The organism is Aliinostoc maniaoense (genome assembly GCF_058172895.1).
The window spans coordinates 5,608,926-5,633,169 of sequence record NZ_CP187952.1; the positions used below are offsets into that span (position 1 = coordinate 5,608,926).

General features: G+C 39.5%; 10 protein-coding genes. 4 read left to right on the forward strand and 6 right to left on the reverse strand.

The features are described from left to right. Positions 1–16 precede the first annotated feature (16 nt). From ACPZ3T_RS24565 to ACPZ3T_RS24575, 3 genes are all read right to left on the reverse strand, one after another. Entirely contained in the window at positions 17–1,399 is a 1,383-nt protein-coding gene (locus ACPZ3T_RS24565; protein ID WP_490272054.1) for a sensor histidine kinase, read from the reverse strand. Then, positions 1,396–4,167 carry a CHASE2 domain-containing protein gene (locus ACPZ3T_RS24570; RefSeq protein WP_490272055.1) on the reverse strand — a complete coding sequence of 924 codons (2,772 nt, stop codon included), beginning with the start codon at positions 4,165–4,167 and terminating at the stop codon, positions 1,396–1,398. Before ACPZ3T_RS24570 ends, ACPZ3T_RS24565 begins: the two co-directional genes overlap by 4 nt. 131 nt (positions 4,168–4,298) lie before the next feature. Next, the gene (locus tag ACPZ3T_RS24575; protein WP_490272056.1) at positions 4,299–5,018 is read right to left on the reverse strand and encodes a DUF928 domain-containing protein; all 720 of its coding nucleotides are present in this window, start codon (positions 5,016–5,018) and stop codon (positions 4,299–4,301) included. Positions 5,019–5,546: 528 nt separating this feature from the next. Between ACPZ3T_RS24575 and ACPZ3T_RS24580 the strand changes: the two genes are divergently transcribed. Next, positions 5,547–7,064: an NF038122 family metalloprotease gene (locus ACPZ3T_RS24580; RefSeq protein WP_490272057.1), complete on the forward strand. Its 1,518-nt coding sequence runs from the start codon at positions 5,547–5,549 to the stop codon at positions 7,062–7,064. A gap of 190 nt (positions 7,065–7,254) precedes the next feature. Here ACPZ3T_RS24580 and ACPZ3T_RS24585 read toward each other — a convergent pair whose 3' ends face one another. Continuing rightward, entirely contained in the window at positions 7,255–7,704 is a 450-nt protein-coding gene (locus tag ACPZ3T_RS24585) for an Hsp20/alpha crystallin family protein (protein WP_490272058.1), read from the reverse strand. Positions 7,705–8,273: 569 nt separating this feature from the next. On the opposite strand from ACPZ3T_RS24585, the gene ACPZ3T_RS24590 reads away from it, so the two are divergent. Together ACPZ3T_RS24590 and ACPZ3T_RS24595 are read left to right on the forward strand one after the other, a co-directional pair. After that, on the forward strand, positions 8,274–8,594 hold the full coding sequence (locus tag ACPZ3T_RS24590) for a DMT family transporter (RefSeq protein ID WP_490272059.1): 321 nt from the start codon (positions 8,274–8,276) through the stop codon (positions 8,592–8,594). A gap of 799 nt (positions 8,595–9,393) precedes the next feature. After that, positions 9,394–14,571: an nSTAND1 domain-containing NTPase gene (locus ACPZ3T_RS24595; RefSeq protein ID WP_490272060.1), complete on the forward strand. Its 5,178-nt coding sequence runs from the start codon at positions 9,394–9,396 to the stop codon at positions 14,569–14,571. On the opposite strand, the gene ACPZ3T_RS24600 is transcribed toward ACPZ3T_RS24595, so the two are convergent. Next, entirely contained in the window at positions 14,537–14,737 is a 201-nt protein-coding gene (locus tag ACPZ3T_RS24600; protein WP_490272061.1) for a hypothetical protein, read from the reverse strand. The two genes, ACPZ3T_RS24595 and ACPZ3T_RS24600, sit on opposite strands and share 35 nt — an antisense overlap. Then, on the reverse strand, positions 14,730–18,392 hold the full coding sequence (locus tag ACPZ3T_RS24605; RefSeq protein ID WP_490272062.1) for an ExeM/NucH family extracellular endonuclease: 3,663 nt from the start codon (positions 18,390–18,392) through the stop codon (positions 14,730–14,732). Before ACPZ3T_RS24605 ends, ACPZ3T_RS24600 begins: the two co-directional genes overlap by 8 nt. Positions 18,393–18,776: 384 nt before the next feature. Between ACPZ3T_RS24605 and ACPZ3T_RS24610 the strand changes: the two genes are divergently transcribed. Beyond that, positions 18,777–24,215, forward strand: a complete 5,439-nt coding sequence (locus tag ACPZ3T_RS24610; RefSeq protein WP_490272063.1) for an nSTAND1 domain-containing NTPase — start codon at positions 18,777–18,779, stop codon at positions 24,213–24,215. Positions 24,216–24,244: the final 29 nt, after the last annotated feature.

Here is a 24,244-nt window from a genome sequence, read left to right on the forward strand (position 1 = left end):
ATAAATTTTACATCTACTAATAATAATCCTGGTTAGTTATAGAACTGGTGAGTAAGTCACCTCTAACAGTCATATCAGAATTGGTTGGAATTTCAATAGAAAATTCTGTGCCTTCACCTAATACAGAAAAACATCTTAATTTACCATTGTGTTTCTCTTCAATAATTTGGCGGCTAATAGATAAACCCAAACCAGTACCTTTACCTCTGGGTTTAGTGGTAAAAAACTGTTGAAATATCTGGTTTTGAGTTTCTAGTGACATACCCAAACCATTATCTTTGAATGTAACTATTAGTAATGATTTTTCTTGATTCCATAGAGTTTTGATAATGATTTTTGGACTTTTATGGCTTTGAATATCTGCTGATTTTTGAGATGATTCATCAATAGCATCAATAGCATTAGCAATCATATTCATAAAAACTTGATTGACTTGCTCAGGATAACATTCAACTAATGGTAGATTGCCATATTCCTTAATTACTTCTATGTCAGCACGTAGTTTATTACCTTTTAACTTATGCGATAAAATTATTAAAGTGCTGTTGATGCCTTCATGAACATCAAAAAATGCTTTCTGAGATACATCTGAACGGGAAAAACTACGTAAGCTATTGCTAATCTTATTAATTCTTTGTAATCCCGAATCGATTGAAGCAATAATTTTTGGCATATCTATCAATATTTCATCTAATTCTATCAGTTTTGCATTTTTAGTAATATTGACACTAGGATCGGGATAATGTTGATGATAAAGCTGTAAATGCTCAGTTAAAGCATTTATATAATTATGAAGAAATCCTAAATTACCCATCACGAAGTTAAGAGGATTATTAATTTCGTGAGCTACTCCAGCAACTAACTCTCCCAAAGTCGATAACTTTTCACTTTGCACTAACTGTAATTGAGATTGCTGGAGTTGTTCTAAGGTGAGAGATAGTTTTTTTGTACGTTCTTCTACTAATTGATCAAGTTCTTGATTTTTTAGTTCGAGTTCTTTAGTCAAGAAACGTAGTTTTAAATGCACTTGTATTCTTGCTAAAACTTCATCTAAATTAAAAGGTTTAGTTATATAGTCTACACCACCTGTAACTAAGCCTAATACCTTATCAAATTGATCTGTAAGAGCAGTGAGAAAAATAACTGGTATATCTTGAGTAGATGACTTTTTTTTCAGTTCTGTACAGGTTTGAAACCCATCTATTCCTGGCATCATTACATCTAACAAGATTATATCTGGTTGGGCATATTCAGCTTGCTCAATAGCACTTTCGCCATCAGTTGCTATGAGAATTTCCCAGCCTAAAGAAGAAATAGCATCTGATAAAACTTTTAAATTGGTGGGATTATCGTCAACAATTAATATTGTTGCTTTTTCAATTTTATTAAATATTTTCATGATATTGTAGCCTTTAAATTTTTTATTAATTCCCGGATCGGTTTAATTTGAAAATTATCACTTAATTGCCTAAATTCTCTAATAAATCCGATATAATCACCATTTAAATCTGATGCTTCTATTTCATTCAACAGAACTTGTATTCCTTTGATGTTGCCTCTCATGGCTAAATCCAATAGCTTATCAAGTTCCGATTGTGGCGGTGCAACTATCAGTTGAGAATTATTATGTTGAGGAAGTTCATTTTCAGTAAATTTTGTTTGCTTAATATCTTCTTCTGCATAAATCCAATCTAGTTGTAAATAATCCTGCAAATACTTGAGTAGCTCATCCATTTCTACAGGTTTTGGTAAAAATTCATTTCCCCCAATTGCCAAACTTTTATTTTTATCACTCTCAAATACACTCGCAGAAGAAACGAAAATTGGAACTTTGGATGTTTGCGGTAAACTTCTTAAGTTTTGAATCATCTCAAAGCCATCTACAATTGGCATGGCTAAATCAGTAATAATCAACTCAGGCTGATTTTTTACTGCTATATTTAATCCTTCTTGTCCATTACTAGCTTCCCAGCATTCAAAACCAATTGGTCGGAGAAAATTACAAATTATAGAACGATTTTCCCATTTGTCATCTACAATCAGTATTTTGGGCTGTTTGTCTTGAATACCAATAATTTTTTTATGCTGTAAGATGTGAGATGTTTGTAACCAATGATTGATAATGTTTAAATTTACATCTAGCCAAAATTTACTACCAGTTCCTAAAAGGCTATCTACTTCGATTTGACTACCCATTAACTCAGCAATTCTACAGCTAATAGCTAGTCCTAAGCCTGTACCTTCTGCTTGTTTATTTTTATCACCTACTTGCTCAAAAGGTAAAAAAACCTTTGTTAATTGTTCAGGAGTCATTCCTACTCCTGTGTCTTCTACCTGAAATCTAATTTTGTTGAAATTTTCTCCCCCTTCTAATACTTCTATTTTGAATGTGACTCCACCTGTCTCTGTAAACTTAATCGCATTGCCTAGTAAATTAATGATTATTTGTCTTAACCGTTTCTCATCAGCATTAATTGCTTGAGGGAGATTGGGATCTGGGAGATAATCAAACGATATACCTTTTTGTAAGGCACGGATACGACACATTTCTACTACGCCATTGAGGAAGGTAGAAAAATCAAAATCCGTAGTGTGTAGTTCTAGTTTTCGCGCTTCGATTTTAGACAAGTCTAAAATATCGTTGATGAGGGTGAGTAGGTGAGAGCCACACTGATGAATAATTTTAATGCCTTCTAATGTTTTTGGTGCTATGCTTTCAGAACGTTCAAGGATTTGTGCGTATCCTAAAATGCCATTCAGGGGTGTCCGCAGTTCGTGACTCATGTTTGCTAAAAATTCACTTTTAGCTTGGTTGGCGACATCAGCCGCTATTTTGGCAGTTTCTAACTCTTGGGTGCGATCGCGCACTTTTTCCTCTAAGGTGCGAGAATAATCTTGCAGTTGTTGGTTAGCTTTTTCTAATTGTGTTTGTTTATACAGATTAGTCGTAACAATTGTAGCCAGAAAAATTGTTAATATGGGCGAAAATATCGGCATCCACCAACCTGCTATAAACACAGCATAGCTAATCCCTAAGCTGATGCCTGTACCAGATAAAATCACTAAAATTGGCAAACTAAGAAGTAAGTATTTGCTCTTAGATTTGATTTGTAATCCTTGCCAAGTAATACCAGAAGTCACAAACGAGCAGCACAAAATCCATGTCCATTCTGCTTGTTCAGACCAAACTCCTAGTAATGGTCTACCATCAACAGCAGCACTTAACATTTGGCTAACTAAATTAGCATGAACTACTACCCCAGCCATGCGTTTATCTTCATCCTGTAGATTGCGACTGTAACCAACGTTGACAAAATCATTAATACTCTTAGCTGTAGTCCCAATTAACACAATGCGATCGCGCACTAATTCTGATGATATAGAATCACTAAGGATATCTCGCATTTTCACTGTGTCAAACTTATCTTGAAAACCTCGATAATTCAAGATAATTTGGTATCCACCCACATCTGCACCTTGATAAATAAATTCTTCCCCCCTCAAAGGTGTAAATACTGCTTTTCCTAACCGCAAAGAGGTGCTATTTTCGTCTAAAGCCTGCAAAGAAATACCTTGAGTTTCCAGATACATTAAACTTAAGCGTGGTGCTAATCCTAAAAATATTTTTCCCTCACTATCACCAGCAGATAACAAACCACGCCTAACTTTTCCATCTGTGTCTAAAAGCATATCAGCTAATGCAATTTGATCTAATTCAGATAATATCGGTGATGGAGCAACTTGATCCCCCGCTAATTTTTTGACTCCAATCAAGTTAGGTGTAGATTTGATTACTTTTATCCACTCTTGATGACCTGGTTCTACAGGTAAATCTCGATAAATATCCAAACCTATAGCTGCTGGTTTATGTGCTTTTAGTTTGATAATTAGCCTCGCTAAAATAGCGTCAGTAATAGGCCATTTACCAACTTGAGTAATGTCTTGTTCATCAATAGTGACAATTAAAATTCTTTTGTCTGGTGGTTCAGCAGGACGGAGAGCAAAAAACTGCTCCATAGCGTTCCATTCTAACAGTTGAAATAACCCTGTCATCCCTCCAGTCATCACACATATTGCTACAGCAGGTGCTGTGATGAATATACTGCGCCAATCCTGGAAACACACCCTGTATATATAGTTAACAATTGCTTTTATAGATGACTTCATCAAAGCTGTATTGAAGATAGAAAATTTGGCGATGCAAATAAAACCAATAGTAATTTATAGAAAAAAGCAAGATTGGCAATTGCTCAAGGCTTTTACCTGATCTTGCTCTTATTTGGTCGAGTTTTCCTTAATTAGTTAGCAAGAGGTACTTCTGCGATCGCATTTAAATCAACAGACTTTAACATTTCTTGCCAAGAAATAGCCACAGTAGAATTATTAGGTTGTCTTCTCTTTAACTCAGCTAGAGTAGCCAAGGAATCATACCAAATACCCATATTAGCGAGTTGAGATGCTACCTCTAAACTAGACTGACTATTGAAACTGCGCTCAGACTCCACTCGACGAATCCATCCACTTACCCAAGGACTATCAGGCTCTAATTCTTCAGTGCAAATCATCACTAAAGACCATTGATAATTCTTGCCTATTTTTAGTGCTGCAACTGAACTGGGAAGTTGAATTTCGATCACACCAGACTTCTCAGGTAAGGCTAAAGTTGTCTGGTAAGATTGCTGTCCTTGTTCATCTCGCAAAGCAAAAAATGCTTTTTTCGCCTTTGTTTGCGGAACATAAACCAATATTGGTGGACGCTCTGCTAATGTTAAACCAATATTAGTTTTTGGTAACAATGGTGTCACTGAGGCTTCCGTACTTGCAGACATATCAGCACCGCAAGTAGAAGCATCACGAGATGCTCCCCCAGTTGAGGTCTTTGGTGCTTGGGTTTTTGGTGGTCTGAAAGTCACCTGCGCTGTACTAGGTTGTATGTAAAACTGAATCGAGGCTAAGGAAATTAAAATTGTCATTAACCACAATTTCACCCTTAAGATATCTTGGTACTTCATATTCATAAACAATTTATATCTTGACACTTTCTCCAATAGCAATCTCCTAAATATATCTGTCTTTAGACACTAGTTAATTACTATGTATTTTGATAGATTCGTTCATTTATTGCATCAGGAAAATTACTGTTTATATATTTTTTATATTTCTGGCAACTGTGAGAATACGATAATTAAATCAACTATTTTAAAACTTTATTAATTATTCATAATTTTATTTAAAAAATTCAAAAAGAGCAGGTATTTTTCTGCAAAAGAATACCAAAAAATACTGAATATTATTCTTAAATACAAATTATTAAGATAAATGGAAGATTTTTATTTTTTAATTGCACGATTGAACTTTAACAGAAGGCTTTAACGTAAATTATCTTTTTTAAAATTTTATTGAAGAGTTCTACATAAAGAAAATATTGTGTTTTACATATATTTAACTTCCGAGAGTCAAAAATATTTTTATATTGGCAGTTAATATCATTTTTTGGAATATTTATTCAGCCTTCATACAACGAATCACTATTAAAGATAACTAATATGTCTCTAAATCATTTGAAAACTCTGCCTTTGTTGGGATTACTCACACCCCTAACCTTAGCGGCTTCAATAGTTGTAAGTAACACTTCAGCCCAAGCCTTGCAATTTAATTTCACCTATGCGCCTGGTACAACCCTAGACCAAATGCTTGGTTATGAGATGGCTGGTAGATATTGGTCAAATTATTTGGCTGATGATGTTACCGTCAATATCTTTATTGAGCCGACCAATATGTTACCTAAAAACGTGATTGGTGGCGCAATACCAGGTGTGACTTCCCAAAACTTCAGCACTGTTTATCAAAAGCTACAAACAGATACCACCTCATCTAGCGATCGCACAGCTTTAAATACTGTATATAACCAATGTAAGACCAGCTTTACCTTGACCAATGGATCATGGCAGAATCAATGCACAGGATATAAATCTTTAACCAATACCTACACATATGGACTAGCTAGCTTAGACATTCTGTCCGATGTCAAAAACGTCAATCTTACCCGTGCTAATGCCAAAGCTTTAGGAATTATTAGTGGTAATGATCCTGGTTATGATGGTTATATTCTTGTGAGTAACTTAGGCAATATTAACAAGCCTCTGTCATGGAATTATTTTTCGGATACCAACACCAGTAATAATATTCCCACTGCTACTTTAGACTTTTTTAGTGTGGCGGTACATGAACTGACTCACACTCTCGGCTTTATCAGTGGTATGGACTCACCTGAATACGCAGATTTATTGACAAAAAAGTTATGGTTCACCAATGATGATATGTCTAAATATGGCTACTTGATGGATATGTTTCGTTTATCTCAGGATAGCCGCTTTTGGAATAGGCCTGATATATCCGTTGGTGTAAATACGATGTTATCTATTGATGGTGGTATGACCAAATTAGGTGATATGTCTTCTGGCAGTACCAAATTGCGGGGAGATGGTAGTCAAGGCAGTCACTGGAAAAAAGATGCCACCTATGATGGCATTATGGAATCTAGTCTAGGTGCAGGTGGTACAAGAAAACTCGTAACCAATAATGATTTGACTGTTCTAGATGTCCTGGGTTGGAATTTACAACAGAACAATCAAGACTTACTCAGTATCTTCAATAGTGCCAAATCTGGACTCGCCGCTAAGATGGGAATCACTACCAGTTGGATGGATACCAATACAACTCAAGCCGCTTCACTTCTCACACCACAATATATTGATGCTAATAACAATGGCTACGATGATCGCGGTGAATCCTTAAACAAGATGATCAATAGTAGTGGTACTTATAATTGGGGTTGGAATGGTTATTGGTGGGGTTGGAACGGTTATTGGTGGGGTTGGAATGGTTACTGGCAAAACACCGCCAATTTAACCACCGATGGCTTTTGGCAAAATTTTGCTTGGGAAACATTAGATGAGTCTTCTGAATCCCAATCTGTATCCGAACCTACAAATATTTTTGGATTATTAGGAATGGCTGTACTTGGCATTGCGGCACGACTCAAGCGTCGTTGTGAAAATTAACTGGAAGATTTCTATTGTGCGTTTTTGGGGAAGTATAGCTTCCAGAAAGTGATGCACTGTTAATAGTGAACAATGAAAAGTGTTGGTTAAAATCACGCTTGATTGAATAAAAAATAAAAATCCCAGTATTAAAGATACCGGGATTTTTTATCAAAATGGCTTCAAATTTGTCAAATTTCAACAGCTATAATTAGCCAACTGAATCTAGATTAATTTTAACAACTTTGTTCTTTTCTTCTTCGGCTTTAGGCAGGGTTAAATTTAAGATGCCATCTTTGTAGTCTGCCTTGACGTTGGTATTTTGAATACGGGTAGGTAAAGGAATTACACGTTGGAATTTACCATAGTGAAATTCACTTTTTATTTTGCCTTTTTCTTCAGTCTTAGTTTGAGATTTGCGTTCGCCGCTAACATATACAGCTTTATCGGTGACTTGCAAATCTATATCTTTTGCTTCCATGCCTGGAAGTTCTAGTTTCAAGTAGACTGCATCGTCTGTTTCTTGCAATTCAGCCGCAGGAACTCTGGCTACGGTTCTATCTAAAATGGTTGTGTTTAACATATCGTCTTCAAAAATATGATTGAGTTGTTGTTGAATGGTGTTCAATTCTTGTAAAGGATTCCAATGAATAAGTGCCATATGTTTAACTCCTCTGAGAATTATAGTTGGGAATCAATTGAAGGTTTATTTGTTTGATTTGTTCTCATCTTATTCAGAAAATACTTTGGTGTAAATTCGGTTTTTATCACCTCACAAATGATAATTACCGAACTGTCTATTAGAGTTCGGTAAACCAGTTTTTTCTAGTTCGGTAAACCGTAAATTACTCCGAATTGATTATTGAAATTACCTACTTAGGTAGGGAACGGGGAACAGGGTAAGAAGGAATAAAAGAGTACTGATTTGTTTTAAAAATCAAATATGATTCTTATAAGTAATGGGATTTACTCATTACTCATTACTCATTACTCATTACTTATTACTCATTACTCATTACTCATTACTTATTACTCATTACTCATTACTCATTACTCATTTAATGGTGTAACTCTGGAGTAGTTGCAGTTTGAGCAATATGCTTTAAGGACTAAAGTCCTTACTACTAACCTCATAAATTGGTTGTTGCTTAAATAGCAGAATTACTCAAAGGATTCTTCCTAGAATGCTAGGGAAGTGAAAAATATTATTGTCAAGATTTGAGCATAAATATGTTAATCAATTGGTTTTACTTACTGGCAGCAATTTTGTTTGAGGTTTTAGGCACAACCTGCATGAAATTGTCAGAAGGCTTTAAAAATTTAATTCCTTCTATCTTGATATTTGTGTTTTATGGTTGTGGTTTTACTTTCTCTACTCTTTCCCTAGAAAAACTGGATGTTGGTGTAGCTTATTCGATTTGGTCAGGGTTAGGAACTATGTTAATTGCTACTATTGGCATTATCTGGTTTCGAGAGTCTATGTCATTGATGAAGTTTATATCTATTGCTTTAATTATTATGGGTGTGATTGGTATAAATTCGAGTAAATAAATGAGTAATGAGTAATGAGTAATGAGTAATGAGTAATGAGTAATGAGTAATGAGTAATGAGTAATGAGTAATGAGTAATGAGTAATGAGTAATGAGTAATGAGTATAAATCGGATGACTTATTATTCATTACTTAAAGGTAATTGGAATCGGGGATTTAAACCCTAACTCAACTAATACTACGTGTAGACGTAGGGGTCTTAAACTCTTGAATTTACGATAAAAATACCTCATTCATGTGCAGATGAATGAGGTAGACATCAGAGGAAATCAACAAGGGTTTACATTAAGAACAGAACATAGTCAAGCAATAGCTACCATCAAAGCAGCAGACTGAATTAAGTTCGACTGCTTTTTTTTATTTGCAGCCGTGATGCGCTGCGCTCAGTTAAAGGTGCGATCGCTTGAATGTCAACACTATACCAGAGTTAATTTTATCTGTGTTGCCACTTTGACTAAATTCTTTGTATATATAAACTTGTTATTATCTCATACATAGGTCTGAATAATGGGCAAATAGAAAAATAACTACACATTTTTTTGAATAAAAATAGAAAAAACTATCTATAGTGAGATTTGCAAATATGGCTAACTGCCATCTTTGCAAAAGTTGTTAATAATAAAACTGTCATAAAATAACAGAATTAAGCCAGCTTGGCATGATCACTACACAACTACATAAAACAATATGTCAGTATAGTAATAAAATCCTGTGTTCCCTGCTTCCAAGAGCGTAATCAGGGTTTCAGGGTGTAGTAGAAGATAACAAATAACAATTAATCACTAATCTTAAATTTACAATGTCTCCACTCGGTATTGCTACAAGTCATCTAACTCATACTCTAGAAACAGGAGCAGCGAAACTTTGGTTGTTGCTAGTAGGAGTCAACCAATACCAAGATGAGAGACTTCCCTCATTGCGCTACTCAGCTGTTGACTGCCAAGGGTTAGCAGAGGCTTTAGTTGATGCGACTCACGCTTTTCCTCACAAAAAGGAATGGGTACATCATGATTTTGTCTCTCAACAGCCCCTATTATCTAAAGTACGTGACAGTTTAGACGAAATTACGCAAACAGCCCAACCACAAGACACAATTTTATTTTATTTTTCCGGTCACGGAATGCTAGAACCGAATTGCCAGCAGGCGATTTTGTGTCTAGCAGATACCCAAACCGATGACTTGCTTAATACTGGTTTACCATTACAAGAACTTTTGCAACTGTTAGGTAATAGTCAAGCCGAGACTCAATTAGTCTGGCTGGATGCTTGTCATAGTGGTAGCCTGACTTTTAGAGGTGCAAGAAGTGACACCGTACAAACCGCTTTACCCAACCCCACACCCCAGATAGTAGATTTACTGCGGCAAAGGGCAAAACAAAGTAAAGGATTTTACGCCTTACTTTCCTGTGATACTAATCAACAATCTTGGGAATTTCCTGAATTGGGACATGGGGTATTTACTTATTATTTAATGCGGGGTTTGCGGGGTGAGGCGGCGGATACTCAAGGTTTAATTGATGCAGATGGACTGTATCGTTATGTGTATCATCAAACAAAACAATATATTGAACAAACTAACCAACAATTACGGTTAATTAATCAACAAAATCGTACTAGGGGAGAGAGCAAGGTTTATTCTGAATATCCTTTACAAACTCCCAAGCGTATTGTTGAAGGTGTTGGTGAGGTAATTATAGGTGTCAAACCTGCCTTGATGGCATCAGCTTACGCCCGACAAGCGTTAGTTATAGAAGGATTAGCAACAAATCAGAATACTTTGGGATTAAGTAAACTGTTGCAGGCTGTGGGTGGTTTTGATGTCGAGTATTGGCCAAAAAACAATAGTAGTGAAGATTTACAAACTATAATTCAACGTTGTTTACAAACTAGAGAATCAGCACCCCAAAATCAACCGCAGACTTTCAGCACTGTTTTGTTATATTTGCGGGGACATTTAGAAGCAACGGAGGCAGGAGAACCTATACTTGTATTGGGAGAAAATACCCGCCTGAGTCGTTCTTGGTTAAGGCAACAACTACGACGTTCTCCCTATACTCAACAAATTATTATTTTAGATACTCCCTTAGTAGTTGAAACTGAGTCACCCATACAAGAATGGGTAGAAGACTTACAATTGGGATTTGAGCAAGGACAATGTATAGTTGCTGCGGCTTCATCTCCAGATAACCCGGAACAATTTGCCCAAGCTTTACACTCTACTTTGGCAGCAGCCCAACAGCAACCGAGTTTATCAGCTGCTACCTGGATTAGCCAATTACAGAAAATCTCTAGTGAAACTGCTTTATCTTTGCAGATTTGGCTATCTGGTACTCAAGGGGTGATTGAAATTATCCCCACCCGTACAGGGAATAGGAGTAATCCGCTACCAGTTAATATTGATTTGGGGATTTGTCCTTACCGTGGTTTACAAGCATTTGGGGAAGAAGATGCTCAGTATTTCTACGGTAGAGAAATTCTGACACAACAAATAATTGCTGAGTTAGAGAGAAAATCATTTATTGCTGTGGTGGGGGCTTCTGGAAGTGGAAAATCCTCTTTAGTGCAGGCGGGTGTGATAGCGCAATTGCGCCGAGGTAAACAATTACTAAATAGTCAAAACTGGTGGATAAAAAGCTTTCGTCCTGGTACACATCCTCTAGAGGCTTTATCATGGCGGATGGTGGATAGTGGCACTCAAAGAGAAAAAGCCTACCAGCAAATGCAGTTAGAGGCAATGCTGTATCAAGGAGTAGAAGGATTAGTGCATTGGGTGAATCACCGTCCTGAACCAATGGTAGTTTTAGTAGTAGATCAGTTTGAAGAATTATTTACCCTGGCGGCTAGTGAAGATAGACAAAGATTTTGGGAAATTCTCTTGGGAACACTGGCGAGAGTGTCGGAAAAATTTAAATTAATTATTACCTTACGGGCAGATTTTATTGCTCCTTGTTTGGAAGTCGGAAAATTAGCGCAGTTATTACAACAGTCGAGTATTTTACTACCGCCTAGTTTAACGAAAGAAGAATATCGGCGGATTATTACTCATCCGGCGGAACAGGTGGGTTTAAGCGTAGAACCAGAGTTAGTGGAAGTATTATTACAGGAGTTAAATTACTCTCCTGGTTATTTACCGTTATTGGAATTTGTCCTAGAACAGTTGTGGGAATGCCGAGAACATGGTGTGATGACTTTACAGGCATATCAGCAACATTTGGGGGGAATTAAAGGTGCGTTAGAAAAGAAAGCCCAAGCAGTTTACGAAAGTTTAGATTCAGAAGCGCAAGAATGTGCTAAGTGGATTTTTTTAGCATTGACACAGTTGGGGGAAGGTACAGAAGATACGAGGCGACGGGTAGGGAAATCAGAGTTAATTGTGAATAAATATCCCGTGGCTTTGGTGGAGAGAACATTGCAGATATTAACGGCTGCTAAGTTGATAGTTGTGATGGGGAGTGGGGAGTGGGGAGTGGAGGTAGGGGGACAAGGGAGACAAGGGGGACAAGGGAGACAAGGGGGACAAGGGGGGGGTTATGCTTTTTCTGTTGAGTCGCCAGTGTCTACTCCTGGGGTGACTATTGAGGTAGCCCATGAAATTATTATTCGCCATTGGTCAACATTACGCTGGTGGTTGGAGGAAAATCGCAGTAGATTGCGATCGCATCGTCAAATTGAACAAGCTGCTATTCTCTGGAAGGAACATGACCGTCAACCAGATTTTTTACTGCAAGGGGTGCGGTTAGCACAAGCAGAAGAAATATATATTAATTACACTGATGAGTTATCTTTAGATGTACAGAATTTTATTGCGGCTGGGTTACAAGCTAGACGTAAACAGCAGCAAAGGGAACAAAACCGACTCCGACAAGCACAAAGGGCTGTAGCTATTATCAGCACTCTGGGATTAACTGCTTTTGGTTTAGCGGTTTTTGCTTACCAACAAACCCAAAATGCTCAATTACAAGAAATTCAAGCTTTAAATTCCCTCTCGGAAAACTATTTACTTTCCCATAGGCAGTTAGAAGCTTTATTAACTAGTGTGCAAGCAGGGAAAGAAGTCCAAAAAATTAACCTCGGACTTCCCCCAGATGTCCGCAATAAAACTGCAACTATTCTCCAACAAGCTGTCTACAGTACCCAGGAGCGTAACCGTTTGAGTCATAATTCTTGGGTAACAAGTGTCAGTTTCTCTCCAGATGGGGAAGTTTTGGCTTCTGGGAGTGCTGATAACACTATCCATTTATGGCGCAATGATGGTAAGTTACTCAATACTCTCACAGATCATACTGATGCAGTCAATAGTGTAGTTTTTTCTCCAAATGGGGAAACTTTGGCTTCTGCTAGTGCCGACAGTACAATTAAACTCTGGAATCGTAGCGGTAAATTGCTCACCACCCTTAAAGGCCATACTCGCGCGGTGAGTAGTATTAGTTTTTCCCCAGATAGTAAAATTCTGGTTTCTGGTAGTGCTGACAATACCTTAAAAGTTTGGACTCGTGAGGGTAATTTACTTTTCAGCCTCACTGGGCATACTGGGGGGGTAAATTCTGTGGCTTTTTCTCCACAAGGTGATATTTTTACCTCCGCCAGCGATGACGGCACAGTTAAATTGTGGAGTGTTGATGGTCGTTTGTTGACGACTATACCAGCGCACACCAAAGAAATACGGAGTGTTAGTTTTAGTCCTGACGGTAAAACTATTGCTACTGCTAGTGCAGATCATACCGTGAAACTGTGGACGCGTGACGGGACTTTACTCAGAACTTTAGAAGGACATAAAGAAGGAGTGTGGCGAGTAATTTTCTCTCCCGATGGGCAAATGATTGCTACTGCTAGTGCTGATAAGACTATTATTCTATGGTCACGGGATGGGAATGTGTTGGGAACTTTTTTAGGGCATAATCATGAAGTTAACAGTCTCAGTTTTCACCCAGATAGTAAGATTTTAGCTTCCGCTAGTGATGACAACACCGTCAGACTGTGGAATGTCAACAGAATTTTACCCAAAACTTTTTATGGGCATAAAGGCAGCGTCAATCATGTGAGTTTCATCAATAACGGTGAGACGGTGATTTCCTTGAGTGGCGACAATACTATGAAGCTGTGGAATTTAGAGGGACAGTTAATTAAAACCTTAGTTTCTCCTCTTGCTGATGTGACTAGTGTCAGCTTCAGTAGCGATCGCAATATAGTTGCTTTAGCTAGCACAAGTCAAGGTATCCAAATTCGTAACCAAGATGGGGCTTTACTCCGTACCCTGGAAAACCACAATCATTGGATAACGAGTATGAGTTTTAGTCCTGATAATAAAATCCTGGCTACTGGTAGTGCAGATAAAACCATTAAACTTTGGAGTTTAGATGGTCGCCTACTCAATACTTTATCAGGACATAATGGTTGGGTGACAGATGTAAAATTTACTCCAGATGGCAAAAATATCATCTCCGCTAGTGCAGATAAAACCATCAAAATCTGGGGTTTAGATGGTAAGCTGCTGAGAACTCTGCAAGGGCATAGCGCAAGTATTTGGAGTGTGAACATTTCCCCTGATACTCAAACAATTGCCTCGGCAAGTCAGGATGAAACGGTAAAACTGTGGAACTTTAATGGAGATTTATTAAAAACCTTACAGGGGCATAATGATTTAGTGTTTAATGTGAATTTTTCCCCTGATGGTAAAACTGTCGCCTCTGCTAGCGATGACGGCACGATTAAATTATGGAATGTGAACAACGGCACTTTATTAGCTAACTTCCAAGGACATCAAGGAGGTGTGAGGAGTGTTAACTTTAGTCCCAACGGTAAATTGTTAGTTTCCGGTGGACAGGATGCGACAGTGAAGTTGTGGAATTTAGAAGGCATAGAACTGCAAACCTTGGTACTTGATCAATTACTCAATCAAGCCTGCGATCGCTTAACTGATTATCTCACCACTAGCCCCCAGATTACCAAGGAAGATTATGATCTGTGTTTTGAATAATTCGTAATTGGGCATTGGGCATTGGGCATTGGGCATTGGGCATTGGGCATTGGGCATTGGGCATTGGGCATTGGGATAAATATTTCTTCCTTGTCTCCCTTGTCTTCCTTGTCTTCCTTGTCTCCCCTGCTCCCCTGCCCCCTGCTCCCTGCCTTTTATCAAGCAACCACACTTACATTAGTGTGTGAGATTCGTGCTTGGTTAGCTAATAAAGCTATCTGAATTTGGGCTATGTTGCCGATGCCATCTTCATCAAAGAACAGTTGACCTGTAGTATTGTTGTAGATCAAGCGATCGCTTGCTGTTGTGGCATTACTACCAAGGCGGAATAGTCCAGGATCGAGTGTACCTAAAGCTTGGCTGAGTCCAAATTCTGATTTGGAGATTAAAATTGTATCTTGGCGAACTCTCAAATCAGTAATAATATCAAACTCTCCAGTTCTAGTATCACTCAAATAAAAGCGATCGCGCCCACTACCACCAGTGAATAAATCATATCCCTGACCACCAACTAGCAAGTCATCGCCGTTACCACCGAGTAAGATATTATTACCATCACCACCATAGAGGCGATCGTTACCGTTACCCCCTAAGAGAATATCATTGCCATTGTCACCGTAGAGGCTATCATCACCATTGCCTCCATTCACCACATCATTACCGTCGCCACCATAGATGATGTCACTACCATTACGACCTAGTAAAAGATCATTTCCAGCCAAACCCCGGATGAGATCATCGCCATTAGTGCCTCTGAGGATATCATTATCTGGAGTACCAATAATACCGCCACTGGCATTGATAGTTACACTCACAGATGCTGTTGCACTGCCACCTTTACCATCACTGATGCTATAGGTGAAACTATCGCTACCAACGTAGTCAGTGTTGGGGGTATAGATAATAAAATCATCAGCAAAGTCGCTGGGTGTACCATTGTCGTTGACAACAGCAGTACCGTTGACAGGGTTAGATAATAAACTCAGTTGCAGGGCATCACCATTGACATCACTGTCATTAGTCAGGACGTTAATGTTAACGGCAGTGTTTTCATCAGTTGTGGCTGTATCATTCACAGCTACGGGTGCGGTATTTAAGTTTAACCCTACAATTATCGGGTCATGGTCTGAGGAACGAAAGGCATTAGGACTATATAAGCTCGTTTGTTGTCCTACTGACTTAAAGTTGGTGTTGTAGTCTAAAACATTCGGTTCATCTGCATTAATATACCACTTGACAGCATTACTTACTTGTGCAGCTAGGGAGGAATTAGCTAAAGCATGGTCTAAAGCACCCCACTGACCATCAAACACATAGGAATATGTGGTATTGGGTAGGAGGTTATTATATCCAGCATTTTCTAAGGTTTTGATGGGATCTTCCTGGGCGTAGGCGTTGAGGTCGCCGAGAATGAGATAATCTGTATCAGTAGTGCCAGTGGGGTTGGTTGCTAACCATGCGGCTAAATCTTGAGAGGCACGAGTCCGTGTCCCATTAGATAAACCTTGGCCATCTCCAGCATCAGCATCACCGACACCTCCAGAACTCGAACCCTTAGATTTAAAGTGATTAATGACGGCGGTGAATTGTTCGCCTGTGGAATTTTGTTGGAAAGTTTGGGCTAGGGGTTTACGATTATTGTTATCAAAAGCACCTTGACCAAAACCATCGGCGACTGTAGCGGCTGCACCTACGGGGGTGACACTATTTGGTTTATAAATGAAACCAACAGCGATCGCATCCGTACCTAATTGAGATAGTCCAGGATTAATAAAAGCATAAGTACCTGCACCAGCAACAGCATTGAGTCCGTTGACTAAATCTTGAATGGCACTATTTGCACCGTAGCCATCATTCTCAATTTCAATTAAACCGACAACATCGGCATTTAATCCCAGAATAGCAGCAATTGTCTTTTGACGCTGCCGGTTAAACTCAGTCAGATTGTCTGCGCCCCGTTGTTCAGGACTATTGAAGCCGCTACCAGTACCATCACCGTTAAAGTAGTTGAGAACGTTAAAGCTAGCAACTTTGAGTGTACCACCTACATCTGGTGTAGTTTCTGGACGAGGATTAGCGGGTGTAAAGTCTACGCCGGTTGAAGTTTGCACCCGATACCCTTCAAAACGTTGGTCTAAAACTCCCGTGATACTAGAGATGGTATCACCACCACGTAATGTATTAGTAGCACTTAAAGGTTGACCACCACGACCAAAAAGAATTGGGTCAGGGTTTTGAGTACCTCTACCATCATCTAGAATAATCCGCCGTTTGGCAATTTCATCTAAATAAGCAGCGTAACCGGCAACACTGGGGTCATTGAATTGGGTATACTGTTCTAGTCTGCCATCTGTACCGGGTTGGTTACTATCTCCAGTAGTTGAGAGTACAACTTGACCAAAACGGCCGAGTTGAAAATGTTCAGTAACAGTTAAATCTCCACTAGCCCCACTGATATTAACTAACATTCCTTCATAGCGTTCCAAGTCTGCCACAGCAGTTACAGGTAACTGGATGTTAGTTACTGTTGGGAGAGTATCTGCACCCAAATTAATAACCCTACTGACTTGAGACAGTTGGGTAAGACTGCTAGTATTACCACCACTACTGCTGGTAAATTCGCTCACAGTGCCAGTCACTCGGACTTTATCGCCCACATTACCAGCAAATTGTCCTGTGGGGTCGAAAACAAAGATACCTTCGGAAGTTGCCGCGTCATTATCAGCATCAGCGTCTTCTTCCTGCACAAAGAAACCATTTAACCCAGAACCACCGGGGAAAGCCGCAACCACAACGCCTTCAATGGTGCGAATACCCCCAAAACCAGGGTTAAAAGCTGCACCATTGCCTTGAATTTCATGAATTTTGGTAATAGAGAGGGCAACATCATTGTCAGTAATGGTAGCGGTGACTGAGCCGATGTTAATACCGTTGTAATTGCTATCACTACTAGTAACACTGTGGCTGATAACACTGGTGTGTGTGCCTTCTACTAGTAAATCATCAACTGCGATCGCTGTCACCGTTTGGGGTATATTCCAGTTAGCCGGGGTGAAAGTAAGACTAGTAGTGTCGGTTGTAGTTTGGGAATCAGGGGTGATTGTAATGATTACATCTGCGGTAGGCTGAGTATTGAGTACAATCGTGTAGGTATCCGTTGTACCTCCTTCGGTGAGGTTGGTGCTACCACCAGACTCAATTAAACTCACACCAGGTAAGACAGTAGTAGCAACCTGTAAGTTATCAATTCCTAACCCGTGATCATTACCAGCATCATTGACATCACTCCAGCGTAGCCAAATTTCTGCCCCAGGAGCAAGAGAAAAGCCAGTAATATTACCTGAAACACTAACACGGTTGCTGTTATCGTTACCATTTAATGCCCCTGCTGTGCTGGTAGCAATGGGACTGGTAAAATCTAGGGCATCAACATCAGTCCAAGTTCCTGAATTAATGCTGGTAGCACCAATTTGATAAGCAAAGTCTAGTGTGTGTGGTGTTGTGTTACCACCATTACGCCATTGTTCACCAATGTAGCTGATAGATAAAGATGTCAGAGTAGTGCCGGTATCATTCACAAACCGCGCACCGTAGAAAATAGTCCCAGTCGAACCCGAAGCGACTGAACCTAAAGCTCTATCTGAGTCACTAGCTGCACCAAAACTGTAAAGACTACCAGTGTTATTAGAACCTGTACCGGCATTAATGAGGGTGCGGCTACTGTACCAATTGGGAATAGTTTGGTTATCCGTCCAAGTTGTGTTAGCTGTGCTGAGGCTATCAAAGTCTTGGAAGTATGGATTACTTAGGGAAATTGCCATAATGATTAATATGTGAGCAAAATGGTGAAAAATCTCAAAAATCGACACAAATAACATTTGTGTAAATAAACACCGAAAATTTACTTGCTCAATATTAAGAAAAGCCTAAAAAACGGTAAAATTACTGAATATTTCCCCATAATTTTTTAGTAGCAAATGGGGAAAATCTCAGTAGGGTGTGTTAGGCGTAAGCCGTAACGCACCAAAGAGTATAAAAGCTAGTAAAATTACTCTAATTGAGTTCGTAGTCAGGACTTTAGTCCTGAAAGAAGGGCTAAAGCCCTGACTACAAACTTTTGTGATTGCATAAAAATACAATGGCAACCCTAACAAATTAATGAAGACAAGGTATCTTAATTTAGAGTTGATTTTTCCTTAACTAAAATGCCACGCGCCGTTGCTACCAGTAGTTCTCATCAAACCAAGAAAACAATCACTCCGAAACTGTGGTTGCTACTGGTGGGAGTGAACCAATACCAGGATACACAACTGCCATCTCTGCGTTATTCGGCAGTTGATTGTCAGGTATTAGCAGAAGCTTTGACTGGCGCAACTCAAGAGCAATTTTCGCAAAAAGAACTTAATATTTACCATGATTTTGCAACAGAGTTACCACTGTTAACTCATATTCGCACCCGCTTGCAGCAAATTACTGCCTCTGCTCAACCTAGCGACACAATTTTATTTTATTTTTCTGGTCATGGAATGTTACAGCCAAAGACACAACAAGCATTTTTATGTTTGGCTGATACTCAAAAAGATAATTTAGAAACTACAGGTTTAGCGGTTAAGGAATTATTAGAGTTATTAAGTAATAGTGGTGTGCAGAATCAGATAGTTTGGCTCGATGCTTGTCATAGTGGGGGTATGAGTTTAAGGGGGTTAAATCCTACACCACAATTATTAGCAGTTTTACAGCAACGCGCCGCTAAAAGTAAAGGTTTTTATGCTTTACTTTCTTGTGATACAGACCAGCTATCATGGGAGTTTCCCGAACTAGGACATGGGGTATTTACATATTATTTAATGCGGGGTTTAAAAGGAGATGCGGCTGATAATCAAGGGGTGATTTCGGCTGATGGTTTATATCGCTATGTTTATCACCAAACACTGCAATATATAGATAAAACTAACCAACAGCTAAGATTAATTAACCAACAAAAACGAGGTAAAGGAGATACGGAACTTTATAGTGAATATCCCCTGCAAACACCGAAACGTATTGTGGAAGGTATAGGGGAATTAATCATTGGAAAAATTCCAGCGATCGCTCAATCAACTCCCCCTAGAAAAGCCTTAGTAATTGAGGGGCTAATCGGATCACAAACAGCACTAGAATTTAGTAAAATCTTGGGAACTGCCGGAGCTTTTGAATTAGAATATTTACCCCGGACTGGTAATACAACAACTCAAGATATCCGCCAAACTATCAAAGAATGTTTACGTGCTAGCAATCAACCACAAACATATCAAACACAAGAACAAATTACCGCTTTATTATATCTGCGGGGACGAGTAGAAGAAACCCCCACCGGTGAAGCAGCATTAGTATTATTAGATGATATTTGGTTGAGTCGTGCTTGGCTCAGACAACAGTTACACCGTTCGACAGTAACCCAACAAATTATCATCCTAGATTGTCCAGTCGGGACGCATACTATATCATTACCGGAATGGATAGAAGATTTACAATTAAACTCTGCTACCGGACAATGTATTATTGCTGGCACTAGTCCCAAAAGTAACCCACAATTCTTTGCTCAAGGACTCATAGAAACTCTCAAAACAGCTTCTTTATCTAATGGTTTATCAGTGGCAGCTTGGATTACCCAATTACAAATTCATTTAGCTACACAACCACAAATTACCCCCTCTTTACCTCTGCAAATTTGGCTATCAGGTACACAAGGCGTAATTGAAATTATCCCCGCGACCACTGGCACACGCAACCCCCAAAAATCCGCAACTTTAGATTTAAAAATTTGTCCCTATCGCGGTTTAAAAGCCTTTAGTGAAGAAGATGCTCAATATTTTTACGGTAGAGAATCTTTAACTCAACAGTTAATTGCTCACATTGCCCATAACTCATTTTTAGCAGTAGTCGGTGCATCTGGTAGCGGTAAATCCTCCGTTGTTCAAGCCGGACTAATTTCTCAACTCCGCTTAGGAAAACAATTACCTGATAGTGATTCCTGGTTAATTAAAACCATTCGTCCTGGTGCGCGTCCGTTGGAAGTGTTGGCGCGAGGGTTGGGGGAGCAGGGGAGCAGGGGGGCAGGGGAGCAGGGGAGCAGGGGGGCAGGGGAGCAGGGGAGCAGGGGAGCAGGGGAGCAGGGGGGCAGGGGAGCAGGGGAGCAGGGGAGCAGGGGGGACAAGGGGGACAAGGTAGACGAGGGAGACAAGGGGGACAAGGGGGACAAGGGGGACAAGGGGGACAAGGGGGACGAGGGGGACAAGGGAGCAATTCCCCATTCCCCATTCCCGATGCCCAATTCCCCAGTCCTAGAAGCCATGCTTTACCAAGGGGTGGAAGGGTTTGTGTATTGGTTGCGGAGTCGTCCAGAACCAATGGTAGTGTTAGTAGTTGACCAGTTTGAAGAATTATTCACCCTTGCGCCTAGTGAAGATAGACGGCGATTTTTAGAATTGGTGCTGGGAGCTATAGAGTACGCCTCTGATAAGTTTAAGTTGGTGGTGACGGTGCGAGCCGATTTTATTGCGGCTTGTTTGGAAGTACCTGCACTAGCTAATTTATTACAACAATCTAGTATATTAGTGCCGCCGAATTTAAGTGATGATGACTATCGCCGTGTGATTATTAACCCAGCCGAACAGGTGGGTTTAAAGGTTGAGTCGGGACTGGTGGAAATTTTGCTTCAGGAGTTAAACCACTCGGCGGGAGATTTACCCCTGTTGGAATTTGTCTTAGAACAGTTATGGGAATACCGGCAAGCTGGGGAGTTAACGCTGACAGCTTATCAGCAACAAATTGGCGGTATTAAAGGCGCGTTGGAACGTAAGGCACAGGAAGTTTACGAAAATTTAGATTCCCCAGGGCAAGAATGTGCTAGATGGATTTTTCTGTCGTTGACGCAGTTAGGGGAAGGCACGGAAGACACGAGAAGACGGGTATTGAAATCTGAGTTGGTAGTGAAGAAATATCCTGATGAGTTAGTAGAAAGAACTCTCTCGGTGTTGACGGCGGCGAAGTTGGTGGTTGTGGGTTTGGAGGAGGAGGGACTGGAGGGACAAGGGGGACGAGGGGGACGAGGGGGACAAGGGGGACAAGGGGGACAAGGGGGACAAGGGGGACAAGGGGGACAAGGGGGAATTTCTACATTATCTACTCTCACTCCTAACTCCCAACTCCCAAGTCCGTCTGTGACTATTGAAGTAGCGCATGAAATTCTCATTCGCCATTGGTCAACTTTGCGCTGGTGGTTGGAGGAAAATCGTAGTAGACTGCGATCGCAACGTCAAATTGAGCAAGCGGCTACTCTGTGGAAACAAAATCATCAGCAATCAGATTTTTTATTACAGGGTGTGCGTCTGGGGGAAGCTGAAGAAATTTATGTGAAATATACAGATGAGTTATCTGTTGATGTGCAAAATTTTATTGCTGCTTGTTTAGAGGCTCGTCAACAACAACAATTAGCACAGAAAAAGCGTCTCCGACAAGCACAAAAGGCTGTAGCTATTATTAGTGTTTTGGGAATTGCTGCTAGTGGTTTCGGTGGTTTGGCTTATGTGCAGAAACGTGCGGCGCAGTTACGGGAAGTTGCGGCTTTAAATGCTGCTTCTGAGGCGTTTTTGTTATCCCATCAACAATTAGAAAGTGTGATGGCTAGTGTTAAAGCTGGACGAGAACTCAAACAAGTTTTTGCACCAGCTAAAGATATGCAAGTGACAACCGCAGCAATTTTGCAACAAGCTCTCACTAATACTCAAGAAATTAATCGGTTTCCTGGTCATAATCAACAAGTCAATTCTATCATTTTTCATCCTAGTGGTAAAGTTTTAGTTTCCGCTAGTGATGACCGCACTATCAAAATTTGGTCGCCGGAGGGGCGATTAATTGAGAGTATTATAAATCAACACAGATTAACTGCGATCGCCTTTAGTCCCAATGGCAAATATCTCACTGCTGCTAGTGCTGACTATACTATAAAAATATATGCTTTTAATTTCAGTTGTTTAAACAGCAATCATCATCAATCTAGCCCAAGCTGTCTAACATTAATCAAAAGTATTCCGGCACATCAAGATATAGTTACTGCTGTAATTTTTAGTCCCGATAGTACAAAAATCGCTACTTCTAGCTTTGATAATACTATCAAGTTATGGCAAATCGACGGTAAATTAATTAATAGTTGGAATGCTCATAATGGCTGGATAAATTCTATCGCTTTTAGTCCAGATGGTAAAATCATCGCCTCTGGTGGTGAAGATAATTTATTAAAAATTTGGCGCGCAGATAACGGCACATTAATTAAAACTATCCCCGGACACACAGCTAGTATTACCCATGTAAATTTTAGTCATGATGGCAAATATTTAGCTTCTGCTAGTCGTGACAAAACTATTAAACTGTGGAATCAACAAGGGGAATTAATTCAAACTTTAGCAGCACACAATGACCAAGTTAATCACATTGCTTTTCACCCAAATAATCATATTTTAGTTTCTGCTAGTGCGGATAAAACTATTAAACTCTGGGGATTAGATGGGCAATTACTCAAAACTATCTCAGGACACGGTGAGCAAGTTAAGGATGTTAGCTTTAGTCCCGATGGTAAATATTTGGCTTCCGCTAGTCGAGATAAATCTATTAAAATTTGGCAAGTAAATCTAGAGGAAACACCAAAATTAAGCCATATAAAAGATGTAAAATTTACTCCAGATGGTAAAATGTTCGTTGCCGGGGGATGGGACGGTAAAGTTACGATTTGGGAAAGCAAACAAAATATTAATGCGTCACCAGTAATTACATTTTCAGTCCATGAAGATATAATTCAAGCTGTTAGTATTAGTCCTGATGGTAAAACCTTAGCAACGGCTAGTGCTGATAAAACTATTAAAGTTTGGCATCTGCAAACACAAACTTTAATCCAAACACTTAAAGGACATCAAGATAGAGTTACAAGTATTGCTTTTAGTCCAGATAATCAGTTAATTGCTAGTGGTAGTGCGGATAAAACTATCAAAATTTGGCAATTATCAACAGGTCAATTATTGAGAACAATCACAGCACATACTGATGAAGTCACGAGTATTAATTTTAATCCTGATGGGCAATTATTAGCGTCTGGAAGTGCTGACAATAGAGTAAAATTATGGCAAGTTACTGACGGTAAATTAGTAAAAGATTTACAAGGGCATGGTTTAGCGATCGCCTCTGTAAAATTCAGCCCTGATGGTAAAATATTAGCCTCCGCTAGTTGGGATAATACCATTAATCTTTGGCAAATCCCCAATGGGGAATTAATTCAAACCCTCACGGGACATACAGACGGTGTAACTAGTCTCGATTTTATCCCAAATAGTCAAATTCTCGCCTCTGGTAGTGCTGATAATACCATCAAATTCTGGGATATAACAAACGCTAAATTACTCACAACCCTGGTAGGAAATGGGGGTAAAGTCAATAGTGTTAGTTTTAGTCCCGATGGTAAAGTCTTGGTGAGTGGTGAAGAAACTGGGGTGATGCTGTGGAATTTAGATTTAGATGATTTGATGCAGCAAGGATGCACCCGTATAAGTAATTATCTTCACTATAACAAGAATATTACGCCAGGCGATCGCGCCATTTGTCAGCCACGATGATAATTCGTAGGGTGCATTAGATTTATCAG